At 29.0% G+C, this 25412-nt stretch carries 23 protein-coding genes; all 23 read right to left on the reverse strand.

Annotation, left to right across the window (positions count from 1 at the left end; all coding sequences use genetic code 11):
- Nucleotides 1-256: 256 nt before the first annotated feature.
- Nucleotides 257-916 (reverse strand): TylF/MycF/NovP-related O-methyltransferase, encoded by a 660-nt coding sequence (locus psyc5s11_RS15940; RefSeq protein ID WP_224033486.1) that lies wholly within the window; start codon nt 914-916, stop codon nt 257-259.
- 1302 nt (nt 917-2218) lie between these two features.
- A complete protein-coding gene (gene loaP, locus psyc5s11_RS15945) occupies nt 2219-2743 on the reverse strand; it encodes an antiterminator LoaP (protein ID WP_224033487.1) in 525 nt (174 codons plus the stop codon).
- Nucleotides 2744-3082: 339 nt separating this feature from the next.
- A complete protein-coding gene (locus tag psyc5s11_RS15950; RefSeq protein ID WP_375542013.1) occupies nt 3083-3712 on the reverse strand; it encodes a sugar transferase in 630 nt (209 codons plus the stop codon).
- Nucleotides 3713-3872: 160 nt separating this feature from the next.
- The gene (locus tag psyc5s11_RS15955) at nt 3873-4637 is read right to left on the reverse strand and encodes a tyrosine-protein phosphatase (protein ID WP_224033489.1); all 765 of its coding nucleotides are present in this window, start codon (nt 4635-4637) and stop codon (nt 3873-3875) included.
- A gap of 158 nt (nt 4638-4795) precedes the next feature.
- Nucleotides 4796-5578: a PhzF family phenazine biosynthesis protein gene (locus tag psyc5s11_RS15960; RefSeq protein WP_224033490.1), complete on the reverse strand. Its 783-nt coding sequence runs from the start codon at nt 5576-5578 to the stop codon at nt 4796-4798.
- Nucleotides 5579-5660: 82 nt separating this feature from the next.
- Nucleotides 5661-6353, reverse strand: coding sequence for a DUF554 domain-containing protein (locus psyc5s11_RS15965; protein ID WP_224033491.1), 693 nt, complete (start codon nt 6351-6353; stop codon nt 5661-5663).
- 200 nt (nt 6354-6553) lie between these two features.
- Nucleotides 6554-7318 carry a flagellin gene (locus tag psyc5s11_RS15970; RefSeq protein ID WP_224033492.1) on the reverse strand — a complete coding sequence of 255 codons (765 nt, stop codon included), beginning with the start codon at nt 7316-7318 and terminating at the stop codon, nt 6554-6556.
- 193 nt (nt 7319-7511) lie between these two features.
- Nucleotides 7512-9314 carry an aspartate--tRNA ligase gene (gene aspS, locus psyc5s11_RS15975; protein WP_224033493.1) on the reverse strand — a complete coding sequence of 601 codons (1803 nt, stop codon included), beginning with the start codon at nt 9312-9314 and terminating at the stop codon, nt 7512-7514.
- Between the two features lie 25 nt (nt 9315-9339).
- The gene (gene hisS / locus psyc5s11_RS15980; RefSeq protein ID WP_224033494.1) at nt 9340-10593 is read right to left on the reverse strand and encodes a histidine--tRNA ligase; all 1254 of its coding nucleotides are present in this window, start codon (nt 10591-10593) and stop codon (nt 9340-9342) included.
- Nucleotides 10594-10630: 37 nt separating this feature from the next.
- The gene (locus psyc5s11_RS15985) at nt 10631-12055 is read right to left on the reverse strand and encodes a coproporphyrinogen III oxidase (protein ID WP_224033495.1); all 1425 of its coding nucleotides are present in this window, start codon (nt 12053-12055) and stop codon (nt 10631-10633) included.
- 142 nt (nt 12056-12197) lie between these two features.
- On the reverse strand, nt 12198-12794 hold the full coding sequence (locus tag psyc5s11_RS15990; RefSeq protein ID WP_224033496.1) for an MBL fold metallo-hydrolase: 597 nt from the start codon (nt 12792-12794) through the stop codon (nt 12198-12200).
- Between the two features lie 13 nt (nt 12795-12807).
- Nucleotides 12808-13257 carry a D-aminoacyl-tRNA deacylase gene (gene dtd, locus psyc5s11_RS15995; RefSeq protein ID WP_224033497.1) on the reverse strand — a complete coding sequence of 150 codons (450 nt, stop codon included), beginning with the start codon at nt 13255-13257 and terminating at the stop codon, nt 12808-12810.
- Nucleotides 13258-13291: 34 nt separating this feature from the next.
- On the reverse strand, nt 13292-15502 hold the full coding sequence (locus psyc5s11_RS16000) for a RelA/SpoT family protein (RefSeq protein ID WP_224033498.1): 2211 nt from the start codon (nt 15500-15502) through the stop codon (nt 13292-13294).
- Nucleotides 15503-15732: 230 nt separating this feature from the next.
- Entirely contained in the window at nt 15733-16251 is a 519-nt protein-coding gene (locus tag psyc5s11_RS16005; protein ID WP_224033499.1) for an adenine phosphoribosyltransferase, read from the reverse strand.
- Between the two features lie 146 nt (nt 16252-16397).
- Complete coding sequence (locus psyc5s11_RS16010; protein ID WP_224033500.1) at nt 16398-17267, reverse strand: DHH family phosphoesterase; 870 nt, start codon at nt 17265-17267, stop codon at nt 16398-16400.
- Nucleotides 17268-17553: 286 nt separating this feature from the next.
- Nucleotides 17554-18429 carry a protein translocase subunit SecF gene (gene secF / locus psyc5s11_RS16015; RefSeq protein WP_224033501.1) on the reverse strand — a complete coding sequence of 292 codons (876 nt, stop codon included), beginning with the start codon at nt 18427-18429 and terminating at the stop codon, nt 17554-17556.
- Nucleotides 18422-19690: a protein translocase subunit SecD gene (gene secD, locus psyc5s11_RS16020; RefSeq protein ID WP_224033502.1), complete on the reverse strand. Its 1269-nt coding sequence runs from the start codon at nt 19688-19690 to the stop codon at nt 18422-18424. Before secD ends, secF begins: the two co-directional genes overlap by 8 nt.
- A gap of 356 nt (nt 19691-20046) precedes the next feature.
- A complete protein-coding gene (locus psyc5s11_RS16025; RefSeq protein WP_224033503.1) occupies nt 20047-20415 on the reverse strand; it encodes a TIGR04086 family membrane protein in 369 nt (122 codons plus the stop codon).
- A gap of 53 nt (nt 20416-20468) precedes the next feature.
- Nucleotides 20469-20747, reverse strand: coding sequence for a preprotein translocase subunit YajC (gene yajC / locus psyc5s11_RS16030; RefSeq protein ID WP_224033504.1), 279 nt, complete (start codon nt 20745-20747; stop codon nt 20469-20471).
- Between the two features lie 197 nt (nt 20748-20944).
- On the reverse strand, nt 20945-22084 hold the full coding sequence (gene tgt, locus psyc5s11_RS16035) for a tRNA guanosine(34) transglycosylase Tgt (RefSeq protein WP_224033505.1): 1140 nt from the start codon (nt 22082-22084) through the stop codon (nt 20945-20947).
- A gap of 229 nt (nt 22085-22313) precedes the next feature.
- The gene (gene queA / locus psyc5s11_RS16040; RefSeq protein WP_224033506.1) at nt 22314-23339 is read right to left on the reverse strand and encodes a tRNA preQ1(34) S-adenosylmethionine ribosyltransferase-isomerase QueA; all 1026 of its coding nucleotides are present in this window, start codon (nt 23337-23339) and stop codon (nt 22314-22316) included.
- A 262-nt stretch (nt 23340-23601) separates the two neighbouring features.
- On the reverse strand, nt 23602-24639 hold the full coding sequence (ruvB, locus tag psyc5s11_RS16045) for a Holliday junction branch migration DNA helicase RuvB (RefSeq protein ID WP_224033507.1): 1038 nt from the start codon (nt 24637-24639) through the stop codon (nt 23602-23604).
- Between the two features lie 84 nt (nt 24640-24723).
- Nucleotides 24724-25320: a Holliday junction branch migration protein RuvA gene (gene ruvA / locus psyc5s11_RS16050; RefSeq protein ID WP_224033508.1), complete on the reverse strand. Its 597-nt coding sequence runs from the start codon at nt 25318-25320 to the stop codon at nt 24724-24726.
- Nucleotides 25321-25412 lie beyond the last annotated feature (92 nt).

The raw sequence follows: 25412 nt of genomic DNA on the forward strand, positions 1-25412 counted from the left end.
AAAAAATTGAGAATTCATTTCTAAAATAATGCACTATTTTAATAAGTTATTTATTTTTGCTTGTACATACTAGAAGAAGGGCGCGTATTTAGATTAAATGAAAAGGTCTATGCAGAAAATTGTAATCAATGGTATAAAAAAATGTATCCATACTATATTTATATGTTTAAAGAACTTTATATCCTTTTGTTTATCATATCTGAACAATCTATTAATTATTACAAAAAATTCAATAAATACTATTGTGAATATATAATTATAATTTTCTTATTACAGCTGTTCCACAAGCGTCAGGTATCTCAAAAACCTTCTCTGTTTTATCTTTTAAAAATTCGTGTACTGCTCTTGAAACAGCATACTTACTTTCTGAAGAATTATAATCATGAATAAATATATATCCGCCATTTTCCATATGGTTATAAAAGAAATTCAAGCCGTTCAATGTAGGTTTATAAAGGTCAACATCTAAAATTACAAAGCTAAAGACTTCATCTTCAACCCCTTTTGTAGTTTCAGGAAAATATCCAACTTTAAAATTAATATTATTTAAATCGCCTATATATTTTTTTACATATCCTAAACTTGTATCTTTAAATCTATTATCATTTTTTTGAAATCCCTGTAAATCTTCATTTGGAAATCCTTCAAATGTATCAAACAAATAATATTTCTTTTCTGGTGCAAGTGCATGAATAATTTTACTTGTTTTACCTCTATAAACTCCAACTTCAGCAAAACAACCCATGATATTTTCTTTTTCTATTGTTCTTATTGCTAACATCATACTTGAATATCTTACAGGATCAACAGTATTAAGAAACACTTCTCTGTCTATATCGATATATCCTAAAAAATAATTTGTACAGAAAATTTTTGATATTTTGAAATATATTTTTTTTAATATTTCCTTAAGCATAATATAACACCTTCCCAAAATAATATTTAGTAAATTTTATTTTAACTTATATAAAACCTAGTATATCACTATTGTGACACTATCTACGAAATCAACATTATATTTTTTAATGCAATGAGTTCTTTTCTTTGTTGGTTATTATTAAGTCCTTATATAGAACTCCATTATATATAAACTCACATATAATAGGCATTCCTACAAAAAAAATAACTTACAATTAAAGGGCATGCTAATTTTCTCAGTTTTTGTGTTCTCATAAATTAAGAAACGCTAACAATAAATAAAAGTATTGTAGATATTGTTATTATTACTGTTGGTAATTTAAATTTCATAAATATTACCCTCAATTAAAACATAAAGAAATTTTGGGAACATCAATTACTTACTACTATACTTTCTAATGGCAAAAAAGTGTTGCCCTACTCTATTGAGCGTTATAAAAAAGGTGAAAAAGCAGAATAGAAATGATTTGTGAAATAGTGGCAAAACTTCCTTCGCCTAAAGGCGCAGCTACAGTCTTTGTAATTCATGGTTTACTAATAAGGCACAATCAAAAAAATAATAAACCAGTATGCTTGCCTATTTCAAAAAAGGTTACCATCTTATTGATGCATAAAAAACTAACAGAGTTATCTATCCAAAAGGTGTTAATATTCAAGTTAAGTATTTCATTCAATATATTGAAAATAATGATGTTTGCCTTTTTACAGTAAGCAATTCCAAATATTAGTTTTATCGTTACGAAAGAAACTTTAATGGTATATATAATGCAGTAGTTTATTTTGCTAGCCTGAAAATGCATTTAAGAAAGATAGAGCACTACATGCATTCTTATGCACTGACATCGAACTTAGCACTAAAACAATACTTGAATATTATAGATTCATGTACCATGGGAGAACTATTTTTTCTTAATTTTGATGTGCTTCAAGATATACAATTTTCATAAGCTTTAAAAATTATTTTTGATATTCTGCAGTAAACTTTACAAGAATTATTATTTTTAACTGATGCACAAATGGATAGTTTTATTGATGCTTTTATTATAAAACTACCTAAATATCTTTCACAAAAATTAGAATCGAAAAAAGTAGCATAAATTTAAATTTTATTGCTATTTAAAGTTTTATTAACCTTAGTATATAATGGGTTATAGTTATTTTTATTCTGCAAAGTTTAAGTTAATACTATTATTCTCACTAGGGCATAGCTTCGCCCATTCACATAACACCAGTTATGCTACCAAGCATTCAACTATGACATCTTAATCTTTCTAAGGGGCCGAAACACCCAAAGTCAATTTCAGATTTTATCCACTAATTCAATACCAAGTTCTACTATTCTTTCTTCATTCATAAAGCTAAGATTCACTTTAGCTCTACCTTTTCTAGAATCTATTTTTATTATTTGACCTTCTAATCCTAATAAAGGTCCTGCAATTATTCTTATCTCATCATTTTCTTTATATAACTTAGAAATTCCTATGTTATTCTCATTGTTATCTATAAGTATTTTTAATACTTTTAGTTCTTTTTCTTCTACTGTTAAAACTTCCTCTTCATCTCTAAGCAATTTGATTATTCCAGGTGCTCTTTTTATTTTGTAATAAATTTCTGCATTCATCATAGCTTTTATTAAGACGTATCCTGGGAATAATTTTCTTTTTACATTATGCCATTTTCCATTTTTTCTTTCTCTAAGTTCTCTTGTTGGAATGATGAATTTATATTTATCTCCCATTTCTTTTTCAAGGATTTTTCTTACTTTTTCTTCTTGATTTGTATTGACAAATAATACATACCAAGCTTCATCTTTTTGAAAATGCAAATATGATCACCCCTTTGTTTATTTGTTAGTTTGAATGTATATTAACATCCAAACTTGTTTTTCTTAAAATCTTACAAAAGGATGTTATATATCTTTTACCTCTCCAAGTTAATTAAACGCACTATAATATAAACTATGCACTTATAAAACATAGTATTCCATTTATCATATTTCACAATTAGCCTATTTTTTTAATCTTATTTATAAGAAAGGTAATTGCTCTTTCTCTAAATCTACATACATTTCTTCAACCCAAACAAACATTTATATAAAAACTTAAATATCTCATAATCAATTAACAAGATATTTAAGTTTTTAGTATTAGTATATTACTCTTCTTTAACTTGCATTTTTATCTCCAAACAAAACAAAAAATGTTTTAAATATTAATTTTACATCAATTATAATATTTCTTTCTTTTACATATTTAACATCTAATTTCATCCACTCTTCAAATTCAATGTCGTTTCTTCCTGCTACTTGCCAATAGCAAGTTAGTCCCGGCTTAACATTTAATCTTTTCAACATCCATTCTTCAAATTCTTTAACTTCATTTGGAAGGGATGGTCTTGGCCCTACGATACTCATTTCGCCTTTTAAAATATTAACTAGCTGTGGCAATTCATCTATACTTGTCCTTCTAATAAACCTTCCTACGTTGGTTATTCTAGGATCATTATTTATTTTAAACATCGGGCCAGTTCTTTCATTTTTATTAGCTAACTGTTTTTTAATCTGCTCTGCGTTAATTACCATAGATCTAAATTTGTACATTTTAAATGTTTTACCATACTTTCCTACCCTCTCTTGCGAAAAAATTATAGGCCCTTCTGATTCGATTTTTACAAGCATTGCAACTACTACTAGTATTGGCATCAAAACTAGTAGTGCTATTAAAGAACAAACTATATCTGCAACTCTCTTTATAAACTCATATATCTTTCTATGTTGCATTCGTTCTTTTAACATTGGGTTTTGCACATTGGTCCCCCTTATTAACATTAATTCTTTATTTCATTCGATCCCTATATAAAATATACTATGACTTTTTTTTAGTTTTATTCCTGAAATAAATGTTTTAATTTAACTAATCAAATGATTTTTTTATTTAATAATGCGCTAATACTATTTAGCTAAAAAAGTGAAATTTAAATTTATTTTCTTTAATTTTTTGCCCGCAAAATATTATATTTTTATTTTTAAGTAACTTATTTGAACTTTCAATGAAAATTTTTTCACTTTCAGTATTTATTTTATTGGATAAATTAATTGCTTTTGATAATCCTGTCGTTCTATTTGTATTATTATGTGCATCTGAGCCAATAAAGTTATAAATTCCATTATTTAATAGTAATTCAGCTGCTAACTTTACTTTTCTTCCAAATAGTCCTTGTATACTCCCAGAATTTACTTGAAATAAACATCCATATTCAATGAATTTATTAATATATAAACGATTTTCTATAACAAAAAAATATCTTTCTGGATGTGCAATTATGGGTATAATCCCTCTAATTTTAAGTTCATATATTATATCAAATATGTAGTCATTAAATTCATTCATAGGACATTCAATGAGCATATATTTTGAATCATTAATAGTACCAATCTTACCTTCTAAATAATCATGTATTGTATGTTCATTTAAATACACTTCTTGTCCACTATAAATTTGTATTTTTAAATTCTTTTCCTCTATAAAATAATTTAATTTATTTATATAATCTTTTACTTCTGTAATTGGAGTTGTTCCATATCCAATATAATAATGTGGAGTTGCTACTATTTTTTCAATTCCATCATTAACTGCATTTTTTATCATTTCTAATGTTATATTTATGTTTTCTGCTCCATCATCTATTTTGGGTAATATATGAGAGTGAATATCTATCATATGTTTACTCATCCTCCTTATTCTATTTTTTATATTTCTATTAATTTTTTAATAATCTTATGATAAATATGCTTGAACAAATAAAAATAAGGTAAGCATTCACTAAAGATTTTTAGTAAATGCTTACCTTATTTTATTTATATTCATGCTTAATTTGTTTAAGCTAAATAAATTTCTCCTTTAAAGAACATTTTAGCCTTTCCAGATATTTTGACTTTGTTTATTGTATCCTCACACTTCAGTATACCGCCTCTTTGAGATAATTGCTGTGCAACTAAATTTTTCTTACCAAGAATCTTTGACCAATATGGAACAAGTGTACAATGAGCTGATCCGGTAACTGGGTCTTCACTTACTCCGCATAAAGGTGCAAAATATCTTGAAACAAAATCAACTTCTTTTCCTCTTGATGTTACTATAATTCCAAAAGTATCAATTAATTTTAATTCTTCCATATTAGGCTTTAAATCCTTTATATCTTGTTCATTATCATATACTACCATTAAGTCTCTAGACTCATAAACTTCTTTAGGCTCTTTTCCTAAGCCTTTAATTAATTGCTGTGTTATTTGTGTTTTTATTCCCGGCCTTGCTGGAAATTCCATGATTATATACTCGTCATCTTTTTCTACCTCTAATATCCCACTTTGAGTTGAAAATTTTATTTTATTACTAGGATAGTTTAAAATCTCAAATATTATAAAAGCAGTAGCAAGAGTTGCATGTCCACACAAATCTATTTCTTCTTCTGGTGTAAACCATCTAAGTTCACTTATATCTTCTTTAACTATACAAAAAGCAGTTTCAGATAAATTATTCTCCATTGCAATATTTTGCATTAGTTTATCATCTATCCATTCCTCTAAAATACATATAGCTGCTGGATTTCCTTTAAATATTTCATCTGTGAAAGCATCTACTTGATACATAGGTATTTTCATATTTTCACCCCACTAAAGTATATTCAAATAAATAACAAATCGATATTCTTGAATCTTTGACTTATTATATTCTTTTCTATTCCTAAAACAATCCAAATACAATTGGTATAAATATAGCTGGCAGTAAATTAGCAACTTTAATTTTACTTATTCCAAGCATATTAAATCCAAGTCCTACAATTAAAAGACTACCCACTGCAGACATATTACTAATTATTGTATCAGTAAGTATTGCTGAAAGCCCACCTGCAAGAAGTGTTATGCTTCCTTGATAAATAAAAACTGAAATTGAAGACAATATTACACCAATACCGAGAGATGATGCAAAGATTATTGAAGATACTCCATCTAAAACAGATTTAGCAAAAAGAGTTGTGTGATTTCCTTGAAGTCCACTTTCTAAGGATCCCACTACTGCCATTGCACCAACGCAAAATAGTAAGCTAGATGTTACAAAACCTTCTGATATAGAAATCTTTTCACTAGACGTCCCTTTTCTTTTACTGTTTATTTTTTTTTCTATCATATCACCTAAATTATTTAGCCTTTTATCGATATCAATTATTTCTCCAATTAATGCACCTAATGCTATACAAATTATCATTTGTAGCGTATCCTTTCCTTTAAGTGCCCCAGATATTCCTATGTATAATACACATAATGCCAATCCATTCATTATGGTCGAACTGATTTTTTCAGTCAGCCTTCCTTTTACAATTAGTCCTATTAAGCATCCGCCTATTATCGCTAATGCATTAACTATTGTTCCTAACATTCTTCATTCCCCCTAGTTATAAATACTGTTAATTATAACATATTATAAAAATAGTTAATAGTTTATGGTTCAGATACTGTTTATTAACAATAGACCCATTTCTTAAATAATAACAATATTAAATAAAAAAACTGAACCTTATAAATATAAGATTCAGCAATATAAAAACTATTTTATTATTATAAACTTATAATTTTTTTCTATACTTGTGCTGATACTGCATTTTGTTGCATATTTGCTTGCATTGCCATATAACTATATTGATTTAATGCACTTTGTGTACTATAGTCACTAGATGTTTTTCCAAAGTCTGTGTCAGTTATTTGGCTCATGGAAGCTATAAGATTATGGTTAGTAATATCATTACTACTTACAACACTGTCCAATCTGTTACTTGTTGTTCCAAAATTTGTCCTTGAATTTGTTACTTTAGATATAGCATCATCTATACTATTTATGTTAAAATTCTTAGTAACATCAAAATCTGCTATTCCTAGTGTTTCTAATGAAGTGTCAACCATTTTCATCGACATTCCAGTTCCTGAAGGATTAGTTGCTAAATTTATATCAGAAGTATTATCTAACATTTTAATAGTATTAAATTCTGTGCCCTTAGCTTGGTCTTTTATTGAATATTTTAGTTGTTCAATTTCGTCTTGCATTGAAGCTTTGTCATCATCTGAATAAGTTCCATTCGCTGATTGAACAGCTAATTCTCTAATTCTTTGAAGGTTATCATCAATTCCACTTAAGCCACCTTCAGCCACCTTACTTGCACTTTGTGCATCTTGTGCATTTCTATTAGCTGCTGAATATCCATTTGATTGTGATAATAATTTTTCTGATATTGAAAGGCCTGCAGCATCATCTGCTGCTGAATTAATTTTTTTTGCTGTTGATATTTTAAGCATTTCCATTTGCAAGTTTTTTGTACTTTGATTGTTATTTATATTTGAAATTACCATAAAATCACCTCCTATAATATTTCAATTAATATCTTAATTGTATTATATCATATTTAAAACAAAATCAACAATATAAGTCATAAAAAGACCATCCCAAATCCTTATTTATATTACAATTAAATTAATCACAAAACTATATTAAAATGACTGTGCCTAATATATCTTTATTAAGCACAGTCATTAATTATTATATTTAGTTGTTATCTTCTTTTTTATCTTCCTTTGGAAGTATTCCAATTCCAAGTTCAATTAATTGTTTTTCATCAGTTACATTTGGAGCTTCGCTTAAATAGCAATATGCATTTTGATTTTTAGGAAATGCAATAACATCTCTTATGTTTTCTGTTCCAGCTAAGAACATTATCATTCTATCTAATCCAAATGCTAAACCTCCATGTGGTGGTGGTCCAAATTTTAATGCTTGTAATAAGAATCCAAAGTTTTTCCATGCATCTTCTTGCGTAAATCCAAGTGCCTTAAGCATTCTTTCTTGAAGCTGCATATCATGAATTCTTATAGATCCTCCACCTAATTCTTCTCCATTTAATACTAAGTCATAAGCCTTAGAACGTACAATTCCTGGATCAGATTCAATAAAATCTAAATCTTCATCCATTGGTGCTGTAAATGGGTGGTGACAAGCCATATATCTTCCTTCTTCTTCACTATATTCAAATAATGGGAATTCAGTAACCCATGTAAAGTTAAATTCATTTTTATCTTTTATTAAATCAAATTGTTTAGATAATTCTAATCTTAAAGCTCCTAAGCTTTGGAATACTACTGAATTTTTATCAGCTACTATAAGTACCGCATCTCCAGCTTCTGCATTCATAGTTTTTAGTATAGAATTTGTAACGTCATCAGTTAAGAATTTAGCTATTGATGATTTAACTCCATCTTCCTTAAATTGAATCCAAGCAAGTCCCTTAGCTCTATAGGTCTTAACAAATTCACCTAATTTATCTAAAGGCTTTCTTCCAAGTTCTGCTCCACATTTTAAGCATAAAGCTCTTACAGATCCGCCATTTTCTATAGCATCCTTAAACATTGGTAATTCTAAATCACGAACTTCATCTGTTATATTAGTTATTTCCATACCAAATCTTACATCTGGTTTATCTGATCCATATTTCTCCATTGCATCTTTAAATGTCATTCTCTTAATTGGTAATTTAACATCAACATTTGCAACTTCTTTAAATACATGAGCAATTAACCCTTCATTTACTGCCATTATGTCCTCTTGCTCAACAAAACTTAATTCCATATCTATTTGAGTAAATTCTGGTTGTCTATTAGCTCTTAAATCTTCATCTCTAAAGCATTTAGCTATTTGGTAGTACTTATCAAATCCAGATACCATTAATAATTGCTTAAATAATTGTGGTGATTGGGGAAGAGCATAAAACATTCCTGGATAATTTCTTGAAGGTACTATATAATCTCTAGCTCCTTCTGGTGTACTTCTATTTAATATTGGAGTTTCCACATCTAAAAATCCATTAGCTTCTAAATAATCACGAACAGCTTTTGTTGTTTTACTTCTAATCATGAATATTTTTTGCATATCTGGTCTTCTTAAATCTAAATATCTATATTTTAATCTAATGCTTTCTGCTGCATCTAAGTTTTCTTTAATATATATTGGTGGAGTTTCTGATTCTGAAAGAATCTTTATAGTTTCGCATTTTAATTCAACAAAACCAGTTGGCATGTTTTCATTAATGCTTTCTCTTTTAACAACTTCACCTATTACTGCTACGCAATATTCAGGCCTAACTGCTTTTGCTTTTTCAAAAGCTTCTCCATTGATTTCTTCACCGAAAACTACTTGCATTATACCTGTTTTATCTCTTAAATCGATAAATTCAAGTCCTCCAAGTTTTCTGTTTCTTTGAACCCATCCCATTAAAGTAATTTTTTCACCTACATGTTCTTCTCTAGGTTCTCCACACATCATTGTACGCTTTAATCCATTTAAAGATTCACCCATTACTAAATTTCCTCCTAACATATTCTTATCTAACTATTTTTGCAATTACCTCTATATTATCTAATGAAGCCTCAAAGATTTCACCATCACTCATTCTCTTTAAATTAACTTTTTTGCTTGTTAATTCATCTTCACCTAAGATAGTAGTAAAAGCAGCACCTAATTTATTTGCAAATTTCATTTCAGCCTTAATACTTCTACCCATATGATTTGTTTCACATTTAACCCCTAAGGTTCTTAAGCTACTAGCTAATTTGAAAGCACATTTACTTCCTTCCTCACCTCTAGCTCCAATATATAAATCAAATAAATTTTCATTAGGTATTTCTATACCTTCTTTTTCTAAAGTCATAATTAATCTTTCAATTCCTATAGCAAAGCCAACTGCTGGCATATCAGGTCCACCAAGCTCTTCTATTAGTTTATCATATCTTCCTCCACCACAAACAGTGAAATCTGAAGTTAATATTTCAAATATAGTTTTTGTATAATAATCTAATCCCCTTACTATACCTGGATCTATTTCATAAGAAATTTCTAACATATCTAAATATTCTTTAACCTTTGTAAAATGAGTATCACATTCTTCGCACATATAATCTAAAATTATTGGTGCATTCTTTGTGATTTCATGACACTTCTTTTCCTTACAATCTAAAATTCTCATAGGATTCTTTTCAAATCTTGTTTTGCAAAGATCACAAAGACCATCATGATTTTCCGCCAAAAATTTCTTTAAAGCTTCATTATACTTTGGTCTACAATTTGGACAACCTAAATTATTTATATTTAAGCTTAAGCTCTTTAATCCTAATTTTTTCAAGGTATCCATAGCTACTGCTATAACTTCTGCATCCATTGAAGGTTCTTTAGATCCGAAAACTTCTAATCCACATTGATGGAATTGTCTAAGCCTTCCTTTTTGAACATTTTCATATCTAAAAGCTGGTGTTATATAATATAACTTTGTAGGTTGTGCTTCATTAAATAATCTATTTTCTATAAAAGCTCTAACTACAGAAGCCGTTCCTTCTGGCTTTAATGTTATACTTCTATCACCTTTGTCATTAAAAGTATACATTTCTTTTTGAACTATATCAGTTGTATCTCCAACTCCTCTTAAAAATAAGTCTGTATGTTCGAACATTGGGGTTCTAACTTCTCTAATTCCATAAGTCTTAGCAATATCTCTAAATACGCTTTCTATGTACTGCCACTTGTATGCATCTTGTGGTAACATATCTTTCGTACCTTTAGGTGCTTGGATTTCCATTGCCATTTTATCTCCTCCTTTTTATGCATAAAGTCACTAGTTACTAATATAAAGTATCCAGTAAATTTTTCTTTCTTTCAATCATTTCGTCAATTCTTGATATGTACTCGTGAAGATCCTTTAAATTAGGGAATCTCTCAAGTCTATCTTCTTCTAGAAATATTACTTTACTTACAGCAGCTGCGCCTAGTGCAATTGTTGTTTGTCTTTCTTCAATCATTTGAATGTTATAAATACATTCTTTGCCTTCTTTAGCATACCCCAAATTCTCCAAATTTCCAACCATATTTTTTTGTCTATACATATAATATGGTAAAAGTCCCAAACTTTCTGCTAAATTCCTGCTTTCTTCGTACATTTTTATAATTTCTTCTTGAGGTGTCATTTGCATTCCTTTTTTTAGAATAAACTCTTCATACATTCTAGAACCCCTTTTAAGTGCTAATCCATGTACTGTAATACTGTCTGGTTTTAATTTTATTAATTCATTTTTAGTATGTATCATATCCTCATGATCTTCACCCGGAAGACCTATTATTATATCCATATTAATATCATCAAAACCAAGTTCTCTTGCCATCTTAAACTTTTCTTTAATATCCTCTGAAGAATGAGTTCTTCCTATTAAGTTCAAAGTTTTATCATTCATAGTTTGGGGATTAATACTTATTCTGTTTACTTTACAATCTTTCATAGTTTGTAATTTATTATAGGTTAAAGTATCTGGTCTTCCACATTCAACGGTAAATTCTTCAACATTATTATATTTAATAAAATTGTCATAGATTTCATTCATTAGCATCATGAATTCTTTATCATTAACTGCCGTTGGAGTGCCTCCACCAAAATATACAGATTCAATGTTAAGATTTTTCTCCTTAATATATTCACTTATACCTCTTATTTCCTTTATCAATGCTTCTAAATATGGCATTACCATTTTTTTATGAACACCTATAGGATTAGATGTAAACGAACAATAAAGACATTTAGTTGGACAAAATGCCATTCCAATATAAATTGCAATATTATTCTTATCTCTATTGACTATTTTTTCTTCAGCCTTTGCCACATCTATACATAATTTTGCTTTATCTGTGTGAGCTAAATATCTTTCTCTAAATATTTCTATAACTTCTTCTTCAGTATTTCCTTCTTTAATCAATTTCAATGCTATTTTAGAAGGTCTAATTCCAATTAAAATCCCCCAAGGATATACATCATGTGTTATATCCTTTAGACACAGAAAAAGAAACCTTCTAAGAGAATTTTTAATATCTTCTCCTAAAGATTCTTCTTTGCAATAATCTTTATATTCAAATCTTAAAATTTCCTCATCAATATAAAAAATATAATCTGCTTCTTCTTTTTCTAAAAATTTTATTTCCTTCATTGGATAATACACATTAAATAATTGATATACCTCATATCTAAACTTTAAATTATTTAAATTAACCTTAATTTCCATTATTGCTCCTTAAATCAATTGACAATTAACAATGTACAATTAACAATTAATGATGAAATCTTCTAAAGAAAATTTCTTAAAAATATAATCAAAACAAATATCACAGATATTTGCACCATAATTGACAATTGTCCATTGTTAATTATAAATATGGGTTTCTTCTTTTCTCATAACCTATAGTTGATGCTGGTCCGTGTCCTGCATAAACTTCAATATTATCTCCTAGTGGGAGTAATTTTTCTTTTATATTCTTTACAAGCTGAGTGCCGTCTCCTCCTGGAAAATCACTTCTTCCAACAGAGCCTTGGAAAAGAGTATCTCCTGTAAAAAGTTTATCTCCTATTAAGAAACAAATCCCTCCTGCTGTATGTCCTGGTGTTTCTATTATTTTTATTACATTATCACCTAAATTTAAAGTATCACCTTCGTTTAAATATCCCGAAGCTTTAGGTAATGATCCAAATACAGAATTATCATTTTTTATATATTTTTCTTCTATTTCATTTATATAAAATGGAATATTAAATTTATTAGCTAATTCAACTACCCCACCTACATGATCCATATGTCCATGAGTTAAAAGAATAAACTTTGGATTTGCATCTAAAAGTCTAATTTCTTTTTCAATTTTGTTTGGCTGTCCGCCTGGATCTACAATTGCAAGTTCTTTAGAATCTTCATCCATTATTAAATAACAATTTTCTTCATACATGCCTGCCATAATAGTTTTTATAATCAATTTTAACGCCTCCTTAAAATGTCCTTTTACTATCTAATAATATTGTAACAGGACCATCATTATTAATATTAACTTTCATATCTGCACCAAATTCGCCGCTCTCTACTTTCAAATCAGACGTTTTAAGAAGCTTTAGAAATTCTTCATAAAGCTTCTTTGCATCAATACCACCTTGAGCTTCCATAAAGTTGGGTCTTCTACCTTTTCTACAATCTCCATATAAAGTAAATTGAGATATAACGAGCATTTCACCTTTAACATCTAATAGTGATAAATTCATTTTATCATTTTCATCATGAAACACTCTTAAATTAATAATCTTATCCTTTATATAATTTAAATCCTCTAAAGTGTCATCTTTAGATATTCCTATTAATACATTAAAACCTATTCCGATTTCCCCAATTACATTTTCATTAACTAAAACGCTAGATGAGGTCACTCTTTGAACCACTGCTCTCATGTTATCTCACCATCCTAAAAATCATATTCCTAATTTAACTATTAACTCTATATACCTCTGCTACACCTTTTAATCTTTTTATTCTTTTCATTAAGTCTTTTAGACTATCTACTGATGTAATCTTTAATTTTACATTGATTAATGCAGAACCTTCTTTTGCTAAATTGGCATTTACTGCACTTAATTGCAACTTAAGTTCTGTTATAACACTCATTATATCTGCGAGTAGTCCTTCTCTATCATCTGCTTGAACTTGAATTTCTGCAAAATAAGCGGTGCCTTGTGCTAATCCCCAGTTAACTTCTACAACTCTTTCACCATCTGTATCTATAAGGTTTTGTAAATTACTACAATCTTTTCTATGTACTGATACACCTCTACCTTTAGTAATGTATCCCAAAATATCATCACCAGGAACAGGACTACAACATTTAGCAAATCTAACCATTAGATTGCTTTCACCCTTAACAGTTATTCCATAACCATTTGGTTCCGGTTTTCTTGCTGCTTTTGCAATTTGTTCTTCAATTGCCTTATTTAAAATTTCTTTATTTTCTCTCTCTTTATCTTTATTTATTAGTCCATTATCTTCTTTAAGTCTTGAAATAAGAGTTGAAACAGAAAATCCGCCAACACCAATTAAAGCATATAAATCATCCATTGAATGGATATTATATCGTTTCATTAATTTATCATAAATTTCGCCTTTAGCAATTTCTGAATAATTAACTGTTTGCTTCTTTAATTCTTTTTCAAGAAGTTCCTTACCTTTTACTATGTTTTCTTCTTTTTTAGCTTTTTTAAACCAAAGCTTTATTTTACTTTTTGATTGATTGCTTTTTGCAATATTTAACCAATCCATATTAGGACCTTTTGCATTAGACGAAGTTAATATTTCAACAATTTCTCCAGTTTTAAGGGTATAATCAAGAGGTACTATTTTGCCATTAACCTTAGCTCCTACACACTTATTCCCAACATCCGTATGTATTCTATAAGCAAAATCTATAGGTGTAGCCTTACTACATAAGTTTATTACCACACCTTTAGGCGTAAATACAAACACCTCATCTGAAAACAAATCTATTTTGAAACCTTCTATAAATTCTTCCGCATCTGATGTTTCTTTTTGCCATTCTAACATATCTCTAAGCCACACAAGCTTCATATCAAAATCTTTTTGTTTATCTTGCTCTGGATTTGCTGTATCGCCTTCTTTATATTTCCAATGAGCTGCAATTCCATATTCAGCGGTTTTATGCATCTCAAAAGTTCTTATTTGAATTTCAAAGGTCTTGCCTTGTGGTCCAATTACAGTCGTATGTAGTGATTGATACATATTTGGTTTAGGCATGGCAATATAATCCTTAAATCGTCCTGGAATCGGTCTATATATAGTATGAACTATTCCAAGTACTCCATAGCAATCTTTAACTGAATCAACTAAAACTCTTATAGCTGTTAAATCAAAAATTTCCTCTATGCTCTTATTCTTATTTACCATTTTTTTATAAATACTATAAAAATGCTTTGGCCTTCCATCAATATCTGATCTTATTCCTGATACTTCAAGCTTTTCATTTAAATCTTTTACTACATCTTCTATATACGATTCTCTTTCAACTCTTTTTTCCGCAATACTATCTACTAAAGCATAGTATTCTTCTTCATGCAAATATCTAAAACATAAATCTTCAAGTTCCCATTTAATTTTAGACATACCAAGTCTATGCGCTAAAGGAGCATAAATATCTAATGTTTCTTTTGCTTTGTTTTTTTGTTTTTTAGCTGGCATAAATTTAAGAGTTCTCATATTATGTAGTCTATCTGCTAATTTTATTATTATTACTCTAATATCCTTTGCCATAGCAAGTAGCATTTTCCTAACATTATCTGCTTGCTGTTCCTCTTTAGTTTTATATTCCATTTCCCCAAGTTTAGTAAGCTTAGTAACACCTTCTACAAGATTAGCTATTTCAGCATTAAACATTTCGACTGTTTCATCATAAGAAAAATCTGTATCTTCTATTACATCATGCAGTAATCCAGCTACAATAGTATTTGTGTCCATACCTAATTCAGCTAAAATCTCCGCTACTGCTATTGGATGAATGATATAAGGTTCCCCTGATTCTCTTTTTTGTTCCTTATGAGCTTCCTGTGCAAAATGATATGCTTTTTTCACCATATCAATATCAACATTATTACAATTGTTATGGATTATTTTGAATAATTTATCAACCATAAGGACTGCGCTCCTTCTATATTAATTCGTTAAAAAATAAGGCATATGTATCTGTTATTTTTTGAATGCGCCTAAATTCAAAGGCTGGTTTAATAACCAGCCTAGTTTCTAATAATTATATATTATTTTAGAATTATTTTCAAGAAGGCACTAAAAGAAATACACATCTAGCAAATTAAGTTTTCATAAAATATATGAAAACTTAATTACAAAAAATTATTTTTTAAAAGTTAAACATCATATTTTACTAATGATAATACATCGTAGCCCTTTAGTTTATCTTTTCCATTAAGTTCTGTTAATTCTATCAAGAAATCCAATGAAACAACCTCGCCACCAGCTTCTTCTATTAACTTTGCAACACCTTCTACAGTGCCTCCTGTTGCAAGCAAGTCATCAACAATAGCAACTCTTTGTCCAGGTTTAATAGCATCTTTGTGAATTTGAAGTTGGTCTTCCCCATATTCTAATCCATAATTAACTGAAATAACTTCCCCAGGTAATTTTCCTGGCTTTCTTACTGGAATAAATCCAATCCCTAAAGCATATGCTACAGGAACCCCAAAAATAAAACCTCTTGCTTCTGGCCCAACTATTAAATCAACTTTTTTGTCTTTTAAATACGCTACAAATTGATCAATAGTTTCCTTTAACGCTTCGCCATCAGATATTAATGTCGTTATATCTTTAAAACTAATTCCTTCTTTAGGAAAATTTTCGATTACTCGGATTCTTTCTTTTAAATTCATTTTAATTCCTCCATAGAATTTATTTTATGGGATATTCAAAATATACACTAGCACACTGCTTGTTATTTTTTGAATATCCCGAATTGTAGTCGCAATTTGTGATTAGGCATTTTAGCAATAAAATTAATAATGCGTTAATTCACTTATTAAATACATTTCAAAGGATTATTCCTCTTTAAACTATATAAATATTTAATGATTTGATTTGCTCGGTCTTTATCATTTGTTGTTAAGAGCTCTAAAACAATTCGAGCATTATCCATAATTCCAACTGCACCTACAGGAGGGATTATAAATTCTATCATTCTATTTATGCCATCATTGTTAAATTCTTCTATATTATTAAATTCTATTATTGATCTTAACCCATTATTATTGGTATTCATCAAGAATTTATTTCCTTCTTTAATTAATACTCCATTTTCACCTTTAGTCGATACCTTTGACCACTGTATACCAATAAGTATTAAATCTAAATACTTATTTATACTTTTCATATTGTAATAAATCGCGATAGCTTGCATTAATTTAAAAGCTAATCCACTTGTAGATAAATTTTTATACCTATACTGACAACCCTTTTGATTTGGATTAATGTAAATGTAATCATTGACACAACCACTTTCCTCATTTTCAACAACAATTAAATCTATGCCAAGTTCTTTGCATAAATTCACTTCTTCTTGAGACTTTAATCCTACGCCTAAAGTTATTAAAAGTTCAGCACCTAAAAAATCCACATTATCTTTTATGTCTATAGAATTTATTTCAGCATCTTTTTCTTGTCTATCATATATTAAATACTCAACATCAGCATTTAAATATTTTAAAACTAGAATCAATGATGATACTGCACAAATTCCATCCACATTATATGTACCATAGACAACAATCTTTTGTCTATTATTTACAGCTAAAGCTAATCTCTCTATTGCTTTGTTCATACCTTTAAGAATAAATGGGTTATATCCAGTAATATAATTCGGACAATATATACTCTCCCAGAATTTACGCATGGCTTATTCCTCCATAAAATTAGAAAACACCTTTATTATAAATGATTATAATCATTTATACAATTATTTTGTTAAGGCACATTCTAAAAAACAGCCAGTCAGTATGCTAGCCTATTTCGCATCATACTGTGTCGGCGTGTTCAGCTAATAGCCAACTATGAGGTAAACACACCTCCTGTCTGATGCAAAATATACATCGCATCTTTGACTAACTATTTTTTTCATGTGATTAACAAATGAAAAAACCTCCATCTAGTTCTGGAGGTTTTTTCTTATTTTCCAGTAATTAAGCTTTTTGTAGTTTTTGTTTTTTGTTTCCAACCTTATCTTTTAAATATACCCATATTGGTGAAGCTATACATATTGAAGAATATGCTCCACTTATAATTCCTACTATTAAAGGAAATGTAAATGTTCTAACTGATGGTACTAATACATTCAAAGCAATTATTGTAACCACTGTTGCTAGCGATGTATATATTGACCGTGTTATCGTTTCTGTTAAACTTACGTCAGCTATTTCAATTGATTTTGATCTTCTCATTTTTTTAGAATTTTCTCTTATTCTGTCAAAAATTACTATTGTATCATTCATAGAATAACCTACTATTGTTAGTATTGCTGCAATAAATGGTGTATTTACGGGGACATAAAATATTGCATAAACACAAACAGTTATTAATATATCATGTACCGTTGCAGCTAAAGCTGCTAATCCAAATTTAAACTCAAATCTTACAGCTATATATATAAGCATTACTATGAAAGCAGCAAGCAATGATGTAATTGAATTCTTTGTTAATTCTTTTCCTACTGATGCACCTATTTCATTTTGTTTAAGCATTGCTGCATCATCTAACTTATACTTAGCTTTTAAATCAGTCATAATTGATGATAGTTTATCACTATCAAGATCTGCTGACTTTATGTTATATTCATACTTATCAGTTGTATTTGTAGAAGCATCTGGTGCATAGTTTTTAACTATTACATCCACATCTTCTTTATTAATATTTTCATTTAATTGAATTACTACTTCTGTACCACCTTTAAAATCTATTCCAAAGTTTAATCCTCTAAAACATATAAATCCCATTCCAATTACAATAATGATTAGGGAAATTGAAAACCATATTTTTGTTTTTTCCATTATCTTAAGCATGTTTTTCATCCCCCTTGTTCATTTTAACTCCAAAATGTGATAATTTATTTATCAAACCGCATTCAACTGCTAACTTTACAAGCACTTTAGTTATTACGAGACCTGTAAATAAACTTATAATTATACCTATCATAAGTGTAATTGCAAAACCTTTAACAGATCCTGATCCTACAAAATATAATATAAGTGCTGCAAGTAAAGTTGTCATATTTGAATCTACTATTGAAGATAACGCATTTTCTTGCCCTTTTTTAACTGCTGATTTAATAGTAAATCCTTTCTTTAACTCTTCTTTAGTTCTTTCAAAAATCAATATATTCGCATCAACCGCCACACCAATAGTAAGCAAGAATGCTGCTATACCTGGAAGGGTCAATGTTATTCCTACTTCTACAAACACAAAAAGTGTAAGTGTTATATATAATGTTAAAGCTATATTTGCCATTAAACCTTGGATTCTATAATGGAATAACATAAATAAGAATACTAATCCTACTCCTATTGCTCCAGCTTTAATAGAATCTGGAAATGCTGTAGTACCAAGTTCTGCTCCAACATTATCAATTGAAACTTCTTTTACTGGAAGTGGAAGAGCTCCTGAATTAATTAATCCTGCAGTAGTTTTACATTCTTCAAATGTTTGCTTTCCTCCACTAATCTGTGCTCTTCCTTCATTAATTTGCATTTTTACATTAGCTTGTTGTATCACTTCATCATCAAGATAAATTGAAATTTGTTGCCCTATTAATTTTCCAGTAGCTTCTGCAAATTTTTTTGTACCTTCGTCATTAAACTCTAACGCAATTTCATAGCCACCTTCTTGTTGATTCGGTTGAGCTATTGCTTTTTTAACATCTGATCCTGTTAAAATTTCTGTTCCATCTGGTCCTTTAAAACTCAAATTACCAGATTTAACTAGGCTATCTACTATTTCTTTAGAATTAGTTAGTCCTGGTACATCTACTCTAATCTTTTTGTCGCCTTCAGTTGTAACAATTGTTTCTGCTACACCAAGTTTGTTTACTCTTAGAGATAAATGTTCTTTAGTACTTTGTAATTCTTCTTGAGTTACTTTGTCTTGTTGAATTTCCATAAGAACAGAAACTCCACCTTGTAAATCAAGTCCTCTAGTTATTACTTTATCAAAGGATTTAAATTCATATCCGCCTATGACAAATCCCTTAAATCCTGCAAAAGCTAACACTCCAATTACAGCAATAATTAATATAAATAATGCTGTACTTTTGCTTTTCTTTTTCATGTTAATCCCCCTCTGTACATTATGTCTTTTCCTTAATTAGTATTTTATATATTCCTCATAAGAAAATTTCGACTGCTAATTTGGTCAACTTTTTATATTGTTATGTAAAATACCTAAATACTTAAAATTAAGAATATAAAACTCTTTTTTCAAAGTATTATTTATTCTTAATTTTAAATATTATTATACTTATATGTTGACACATTGTTCATTATAGCACACTATAATTTCTTAATAAAGTCTTTTATTTATCCATGTATCCAACTAAAAATCCCTGTAAAATCCAACTAAAAACCATCTTAAATTAGATACAATTTCTTTTAATCCTAATAATGCTAATTTCCCGTAAAACTATCTTATAAATTTATTCCTAGCATTCCAGCAAGAGTACCTACGCTTAATGCTATGACAAGTTTAGTCAAATCAAAAAGCTTAAAGGTTATTTCACCACTAAAACTACTAGATAATATAAATAATACTACGTAGTATCCAAGCGCTACTCCAAAACCTACAAACCATCCTTTTGCTTCATTTTTTCTTGCGCCTATTATTGCACCTAAACTTATGCTACATAAAGATATTATTACATATATCATGTTAAAAATACCTTTACTAAATACTAGTTTAGTCATTAATAAAGATAAAAGCGAAATCCCTATAAAGCTAAGAATTATAGTTCCTAAAGTACCTTTTACTACTGATTTAAAGTATTTACTATTTTCCATTAAAATAACACCCCCCAATACTTCATTTTATGATGTATTAAAGGGTATTATGATTAATCTTCTTTTACTTTTTGAGATATTCCACTCTTATCAAGCTTAATTCTAGTTTTAGCAGTACTTGTTTCAATCGTAACAGTTTTTTCATCCATATGCGATATCTTTCCTAAGATTCCGCCTCTTGTTACAACTTCATCATTTACCTTTAACTCATCAATCATACCCTGATATTTCTTTTTTCTTTTCTTTTCAGGTAATATAAGTAAAAAATAAAAAACTACAAAAACAAGTATAAAAGGAACTACTTGCATAAGTAATGGTAATATATTATCCATATTTTCTCCTCCAAAATCTTTATTTTAAAATATTTCTTTATTGTATGATATGTAGTTTACATTTCTTTAAGTTCAATGTCAACATAGACAATGCTTTATTGCAAGCTATCACTTTATTCTAGCAAATAAACTTCGTAAGATTTTACAAATATCTATTTACTAATATTTTAGTATTGACAATTAAACATTGAAATCTTTTAATTTCTACCTTCCCATGATTTTAATTTTTCTTCCTTAAATTTCTTAAAGTATGCTCCATCAATAGCATCTCTTATATCTGCCATTAATTTATTGTAGAAATATAAATTGTGTAATACACATAATCTCATGGCAAGCATTTCTTTAGCCTTAAACAGATGTCTTATATAAGCTCTTGTGTAGTTCTTACACGTTGGACACGTACACCCTTCATCTATTGGTCTTGTATCAAGTTCAAATTTTGCATTCATGATATTAAGCTTGCCCTCGCTGCAAAATACATTCCCATGTCTACCATTTCTAGCTGGAAGTACACAATCAAAGAAATCTATTCCTCTGTCTACTGCTTCTAATATATTACTTGGAGTTCCAACTCCCATTAAATATATTGGTTTATCCTCTGGAAGGTGAGGTACAACAGCATCTATTATTCTATACATTTCTTCATGAGTTTCTCCAACAGCGAGTCCCCCTATAGCATATCCATCTAGGTCCATCTTAGTTATTTGTTTAGCATGTTTTATCCTTATATCTTCATAAACTCCACCTTGATTAATACCAAATAACATTTGTTCTTTATTTATTGTACCCTCAAGAGAGTTCAATCTATCCATTTCTATTTTACATCTTTCAAGCCATCTTGTAGTTCTATCTACTGACCTTTCAACATATTCTCTTGTCGCTGGATTTTCAACACATTCATCAAAAGCCATTGCAATAGTTGATGCTAAATTGCTTTGAATTTGCATTGATTCTTCTGGTCCCATAAATATTTTTCTTCCATCTATGTGGGAATTAAAGTATACACCTTCCTCTTTAATCTTTCTCATCTTTGCAAGTGAAAATACTTGAAATCCACCTGAATCTGTAAGAATAGGTCTATCCCAATTCATGAATTTATGTATTCCTCCAAGTTTATTAACCACCTTATCACTTGGTCTTAAGTGAAGATGATATGTATTTGAAAGTTCAACTTGGCATCCTATTTCCTTTAAGTCCATGCTAGATACTGCACCTTTTATAACAGCTAGTGTTCCAACATTCATAAATACAGGAGTTTGTATAGTTCCATGGGGCGTTTCAAACTGTCCTCTTCTTGCTTTTCCATCTTTTTTTAATAACGTATATTTTTTACTCAAAAGTTCCACCTCTTAATTATAATTTTTTAGGTATATTAAGAAAATATCTAAATACCCTTATATAATTGAAACATTTGATTATGTCACCTCACCAATGATTCTTTGCAATGCACAGTTTACAATTAGCAATTAATGTTGAAATTACTTCGTAATTTCTAAAAATATTCTTTTCAAGTTCCTAAGGAACTTGTTCCTTAATTGTACATCGTCAATTGTAAATTGTTAATTTTTATTTGATAAACATAGCATCTCCAAATGAGAAGAATCTATATTTTTCATTTACAGCTTCTTTATATGCATTCATAACATTTTCTCTTCCAGCCAATGTTGAAACAAGCATTATAAGTGTTGACTCAGGCAAATGGAAGTTTGTAATTAAATTATCTACTACTTTAAATTTATATCCTGGATATATGAAAATATTAGTCCATCCACTTTGTTCTTTAACAAATCCATTTTCATCACCAATGGTCTCTAATGTTCTTGTTGATGTTGTTCCAACAGAAATAACAGCATTACCTCTTTTTTTAGTTTCATTTATTATATCTGCACTTTCCTTTGAAATCATATAAAATTCAGAATGCATCTCATGTTCTTCTAAAGACTCAACCTTTACAGGTCTAAAAGTTCCAAGTCCAACATGCAAAGTTAAATAAACAATATTTATTCCCTTATCTTTTATTTCTTTCAATAATTCTTGTGTAAAATGAAGCCCTGCAGTTGGTGCTGCAGCTGAACCATTTTCCTTTGAATAAACTGTTTGATATCTTTCTCTATCTTCTAATCTTTCATGAATATATGGAGGCAATGGCATTTCACCAAGTGCATCTAATACTTCCTCAAATATTCCATCATAGAAAAATTCAATAATTCTATTTCCATCCTCTTTAACTTCTACTACTTCGGCTTTTAATTTTCCATCTCCAAAAGTAAACCTTCTGCCTACTTTTGCTGATTTACCTGGTTTTGCTAAGCATTCCCACTTATCTTTTTCAATTCTCTTAAGCAAAAGAAATTCTATTTTCCCGTGAGTGTCTTCTTTTTCACCAAGTAATCTTGCTGGCATTACTCTTGTATTATTTAATACTAAAGTATCTCCTTCATTTAAATATCCTACAATATCATGAAATCTCTTATGATTAATTTCTCCAGTTTCCTTATCTAAAACCATAAGTCTTGATGAATCCCTTTGTTCTAGAGGGTGTTGAGCTATTAACTCCTTTGGCAAATAAAAATCAAAATCTTTTACGTTCATCTATTTATCTTCTCCTAACTAAAAAGTGCCTTAGGCACATGAAAATAAATAACAAGTCCAAAGTTGCCATGAATATTTTTCATCAGGCAAGGAGACGAATTGCCCTCATAGTGGGCCTATTAGGTCAATTTGCCGACGCAGCATAATGGAAAATATGCTGGCAAATGGACTTGTTATTTTTTTGATTGTGCCTTATTACTATAAATTCTTTGCATTTTACTATATTATAATTTTCGCACCAATATTTCAACAAATAATTTCTTTAATCTTCAAAAAAATTTCTTTGCACTTTATTATCTTTATTTTCTGACTTTTTTACTCTTCCAAGATGTTTATACGCTTTTTCACTTGCAATTCTTCCTCTTGGAGTCCTTATAATGAATCCCTTTTGAAGTAAATACGGTTCATAGACATCTTCTATAGTTCCCAATTCTTCTCCTATAAAATAAGAAAGTGTTTCAATTCCAACAGGACCTCCATTAAAATTATCAACAATAGCTTCTAATATTTTATTATCAACCTTATCAAATCCCTTATCATCTACTTCTAGTAATTCTAAAGCTTCTCTTGCTTCCTTTAAAGATACTAATTTATTAGCTTTTACTTCGGAATAATCTCTAACTCTCTTTAATAATCTATTAGCAATTCTTGGTGTTCCTCTAGATCTTTTTGCAATTTCAAGAGCTCCTTCTTCAGTAATTTTACATCCAAACACAGTAGCACTCCTGACTACTATTTCCTTAAGTTCTGCATCGGTGTAGTATTCCATAGCACACAGTACTCCAAATCTATCTCTAAGTGGTGATGTAAGCATTCCAATTCTGGTTGTTGCTCCTATAAGCGTGAATTTAGGAAGATCAATTCTTATAGACTTTGCAGCAGCGCCCTTACCTATAATTATATCTAATGCATAATCTTCCATGGCAGGATACAAAATTTCTTCAACATTTCTATTTAACCTATGAATTTCATCAATAAATAAAACATCATAGTCCTTTAATGTGGTTAAAATAGCTGCTAAATCTCCAGCTCTTTCTATTGCAGGACCTGAAGTTATTTTCAAATCCCCGCCCATTTCTCTTGCAATAATATTAGCTAAAGTAGTTTTCCCAAGTCCTGGTGGACCATACAAAAGTGAATGATCTAATGCTTCTTTTCTATTTCTCGCAGCCTTTATAAATATATCTAATCTCTCTTTAACCTTATCTTGTCCTATATATTCATTTATTTTTTGAGGCCTTAGACTAAGTTCAGAATTAAAATCTTCTTCAAATTCTGATGGATTAACTATTCTTTCCATAATAACACCCCCTATTCTTCATAAATTAATTGTATTCAAATATTTTAATTAAATGTTTATGCATATTTTTTAACCTACCATATTTTATCCCATTAGTGCTTTTAAAGCATTCTTAATTATATTTTCAACACTTTCATTTATGTCAGCCTTCTTAAGCACAGTATCTGCTTCTTTTTCACTATATCCTAGTGCAATCAATGCACTTAAAGCTTCTGAAACTGCCATAATATTTTCATTTCCAAAGTTATCTATGTTTTGAGCATTATCCAATAATTCATCTGGTTTTAATTTATCTTTAAGCTCTAAAATAATTCTAGCCGCTGTTTTTTTACCTATACCAACACCTCTGCAAATATGTTTTTCATCATTAGTCAATATGGCATATTTAAGATTATTAACTCGGCTTATAGATAATAATGATAATGCTGCCTTAGGACCAACTCCACCAACTGTTAAAAGTAATTTAAACATTTCTAATTCATCTTTAGAATCAAATCCATAAAGACCTATGAAATCTTCTCTTACTATTTGTTCAAGATAAAGCATAATTTCATCGCCTGCTTTTGGTATCTGTGACATTGTAGCACCTGATGTAAATATTTTATAACCAATACCATTATTCTCTAATATTATATAATCTTTATTTATACCTACATATTTCCCCTTAATATATTCATACATCTATTGTTCCTCCAGCTTTTGTATATAAATAAACTATACTAAATTAATACTTTAATTTAGTATACTCTTTTAAAACAAATTTCTACATTAAT

Source organism: Clostridium gelidum (genome assembly GCF_019977655.1).
Classification (GTDB): Bacteria; Bacillota; Clostridia; order Clostridiales; family Clostridiaceae; genus Clostridium; species Clostridium gelidum.

What these genes read in the sequence shown, in the direction of transcription:
- dtd (WP_224033497.1), bottom strand. Translation starts at nt 13,257, where the DNA reads ATGAGAGCAGTGGTTCAAAGAGTGACCTCATCTAGCGTTTTAGTTAAT.
- hisS (WP_224033494.1), bottom strand. Translation starts at nt 10,593, where the DNA reads ATGGCAATGGAAATCCAAGCACCTAAAGGTACGAAAGATATGTTACCA.
- psyc5s11_RS15970 (WP_224033492.1), bottom strand. Translation starts at nt 7,318, where the DNA reads ATGGTAATTTCAAATATAAATAACAATCAAAGTACAAAAAACTTGCAA.
- psyc5s11_RS16010 (WP_224033500.1), bottom strand. Translation starts at nt 17,267, where the DNA reads ATGCGTAAATTCTGGGAGAGTATATATTGTCCGAATTATATTACTGGA.
- secF (WP_224033501.1), bottom strand. Translation starts at nt 18,429, where the DNA reads ATGCTTAAGATAATGGAAAAAACAAAAATATGGTTTTCAATTTCCCTA.
- psyc5s11_RS16025 (WP_224033503.1), bottom strand. Translation starts at nt 20,415, where the DNA reads ATGGAAAATAGTAAATACTTTAAATCAGTAGTAAAAGGTACTTTAGGA.
- psyc5s11_RS16005 (WP_224033499.1), bottom strand. Translation starts at nt 16,251, where the DNA reads ATGAATTTAAAAGAAAGAATCCGAGTAATCGAAAATTTTCCTAAAGAA.
- queA (WP_224033506.1), bottom strand. Translation starts at nt 23,339, where the DNA reads ATGAACGTAAAAGATTTTGATTTTTATTTGCCAAAGGAGTTAATAGCT.
- ruvB (WP_224033507.1), bottom strand. Translation starts at nt 24,639, where the DNA reads ATGGAAAGAATAGTTAATCCATCAGAATTTGAAGAAGATTTTAATTCT.
- psyc5s11_RS15985 (WP_224033495.1), bottom strand. Translation starts at nt 12,055, where the DNA reads ATGGAAATTAAGGTTAATTTAAATAATTTAAAGTTTAGATATGAGGTA.
- psyc5s11_RS15960 (WP_224033490.1), bottom strand. Translation starts at nt 5,578, where the DNA reads ATGAAAATACCTATGTATCAAGTAGATGCTTTCACAGATGAAATATTT.
- secD (WP_224033502.1), bottom strand. Translation starts at nt 19,690, where the DNA reads ATGAAAAAGAAAAGCAAAAGTACAGCATTATTTATATTAATTATTGCT.
- psyc5s11_RS15955 (WP_224033489.1), bottom strand. Translation starts at nt 4,637, where the DNA reads ATGATAGATATTCACTCTCATATATTACCCAAAATAGATGATGGAGCA.
- psyc5s11_RS15940 (WP_224033486.1), bottom strand. Translation starts at nt 916, where the DNA reads ATGCTTAAGGAAATATTAAAAAAAATATATTTCAAAATATCAAAAATT.
- psyc5s11_RS15950 (WP_375542013.1), bottom strand. Translation starts at nt 3,712, where the DNA reads ATGTTAAAAGAACGAATGCAACATAGAAAGATATATGAGTTTATAAAG.
- psyc5s11_RS16000 (WP_224033498.1), bottom strand. Translation starts at nt 15,502, where the DNA reads ATGGTTGATAAATTATTCAAAATAATCCATAACAATTGTAATAATGTT.
- aspS (WP_224033493.1), bottom strand. Translation starts at nt 9,314, where the DNA reads ATGGGTGAATCTTTAAATGGATTAAAGCGTACAATGATGTGTGGAGAA.
- yajC (WP_224033504.1), bottom strand. Translation starts at nt 20,747, where the DNA reads ATGGATAATATATTACCATTACTTATGCAAGTAGTTCCTTTTATACTT.
- psyc5s11_RS15965 (WP_224033491.1), bottom strand. Translation starts at nt 6,353, where the DNA reads ATGTTAGGAACAATAGTTAATGCATTAGCGATAATAGGCGGATGCTTA.
- ruvA (WP_224033508.1), bottom strand. Translation starts at nt 25,320, where the DNA reads ATGTATGAATATATTAAGGGGAAATATGTAGGTATAAATAAAGATTAT.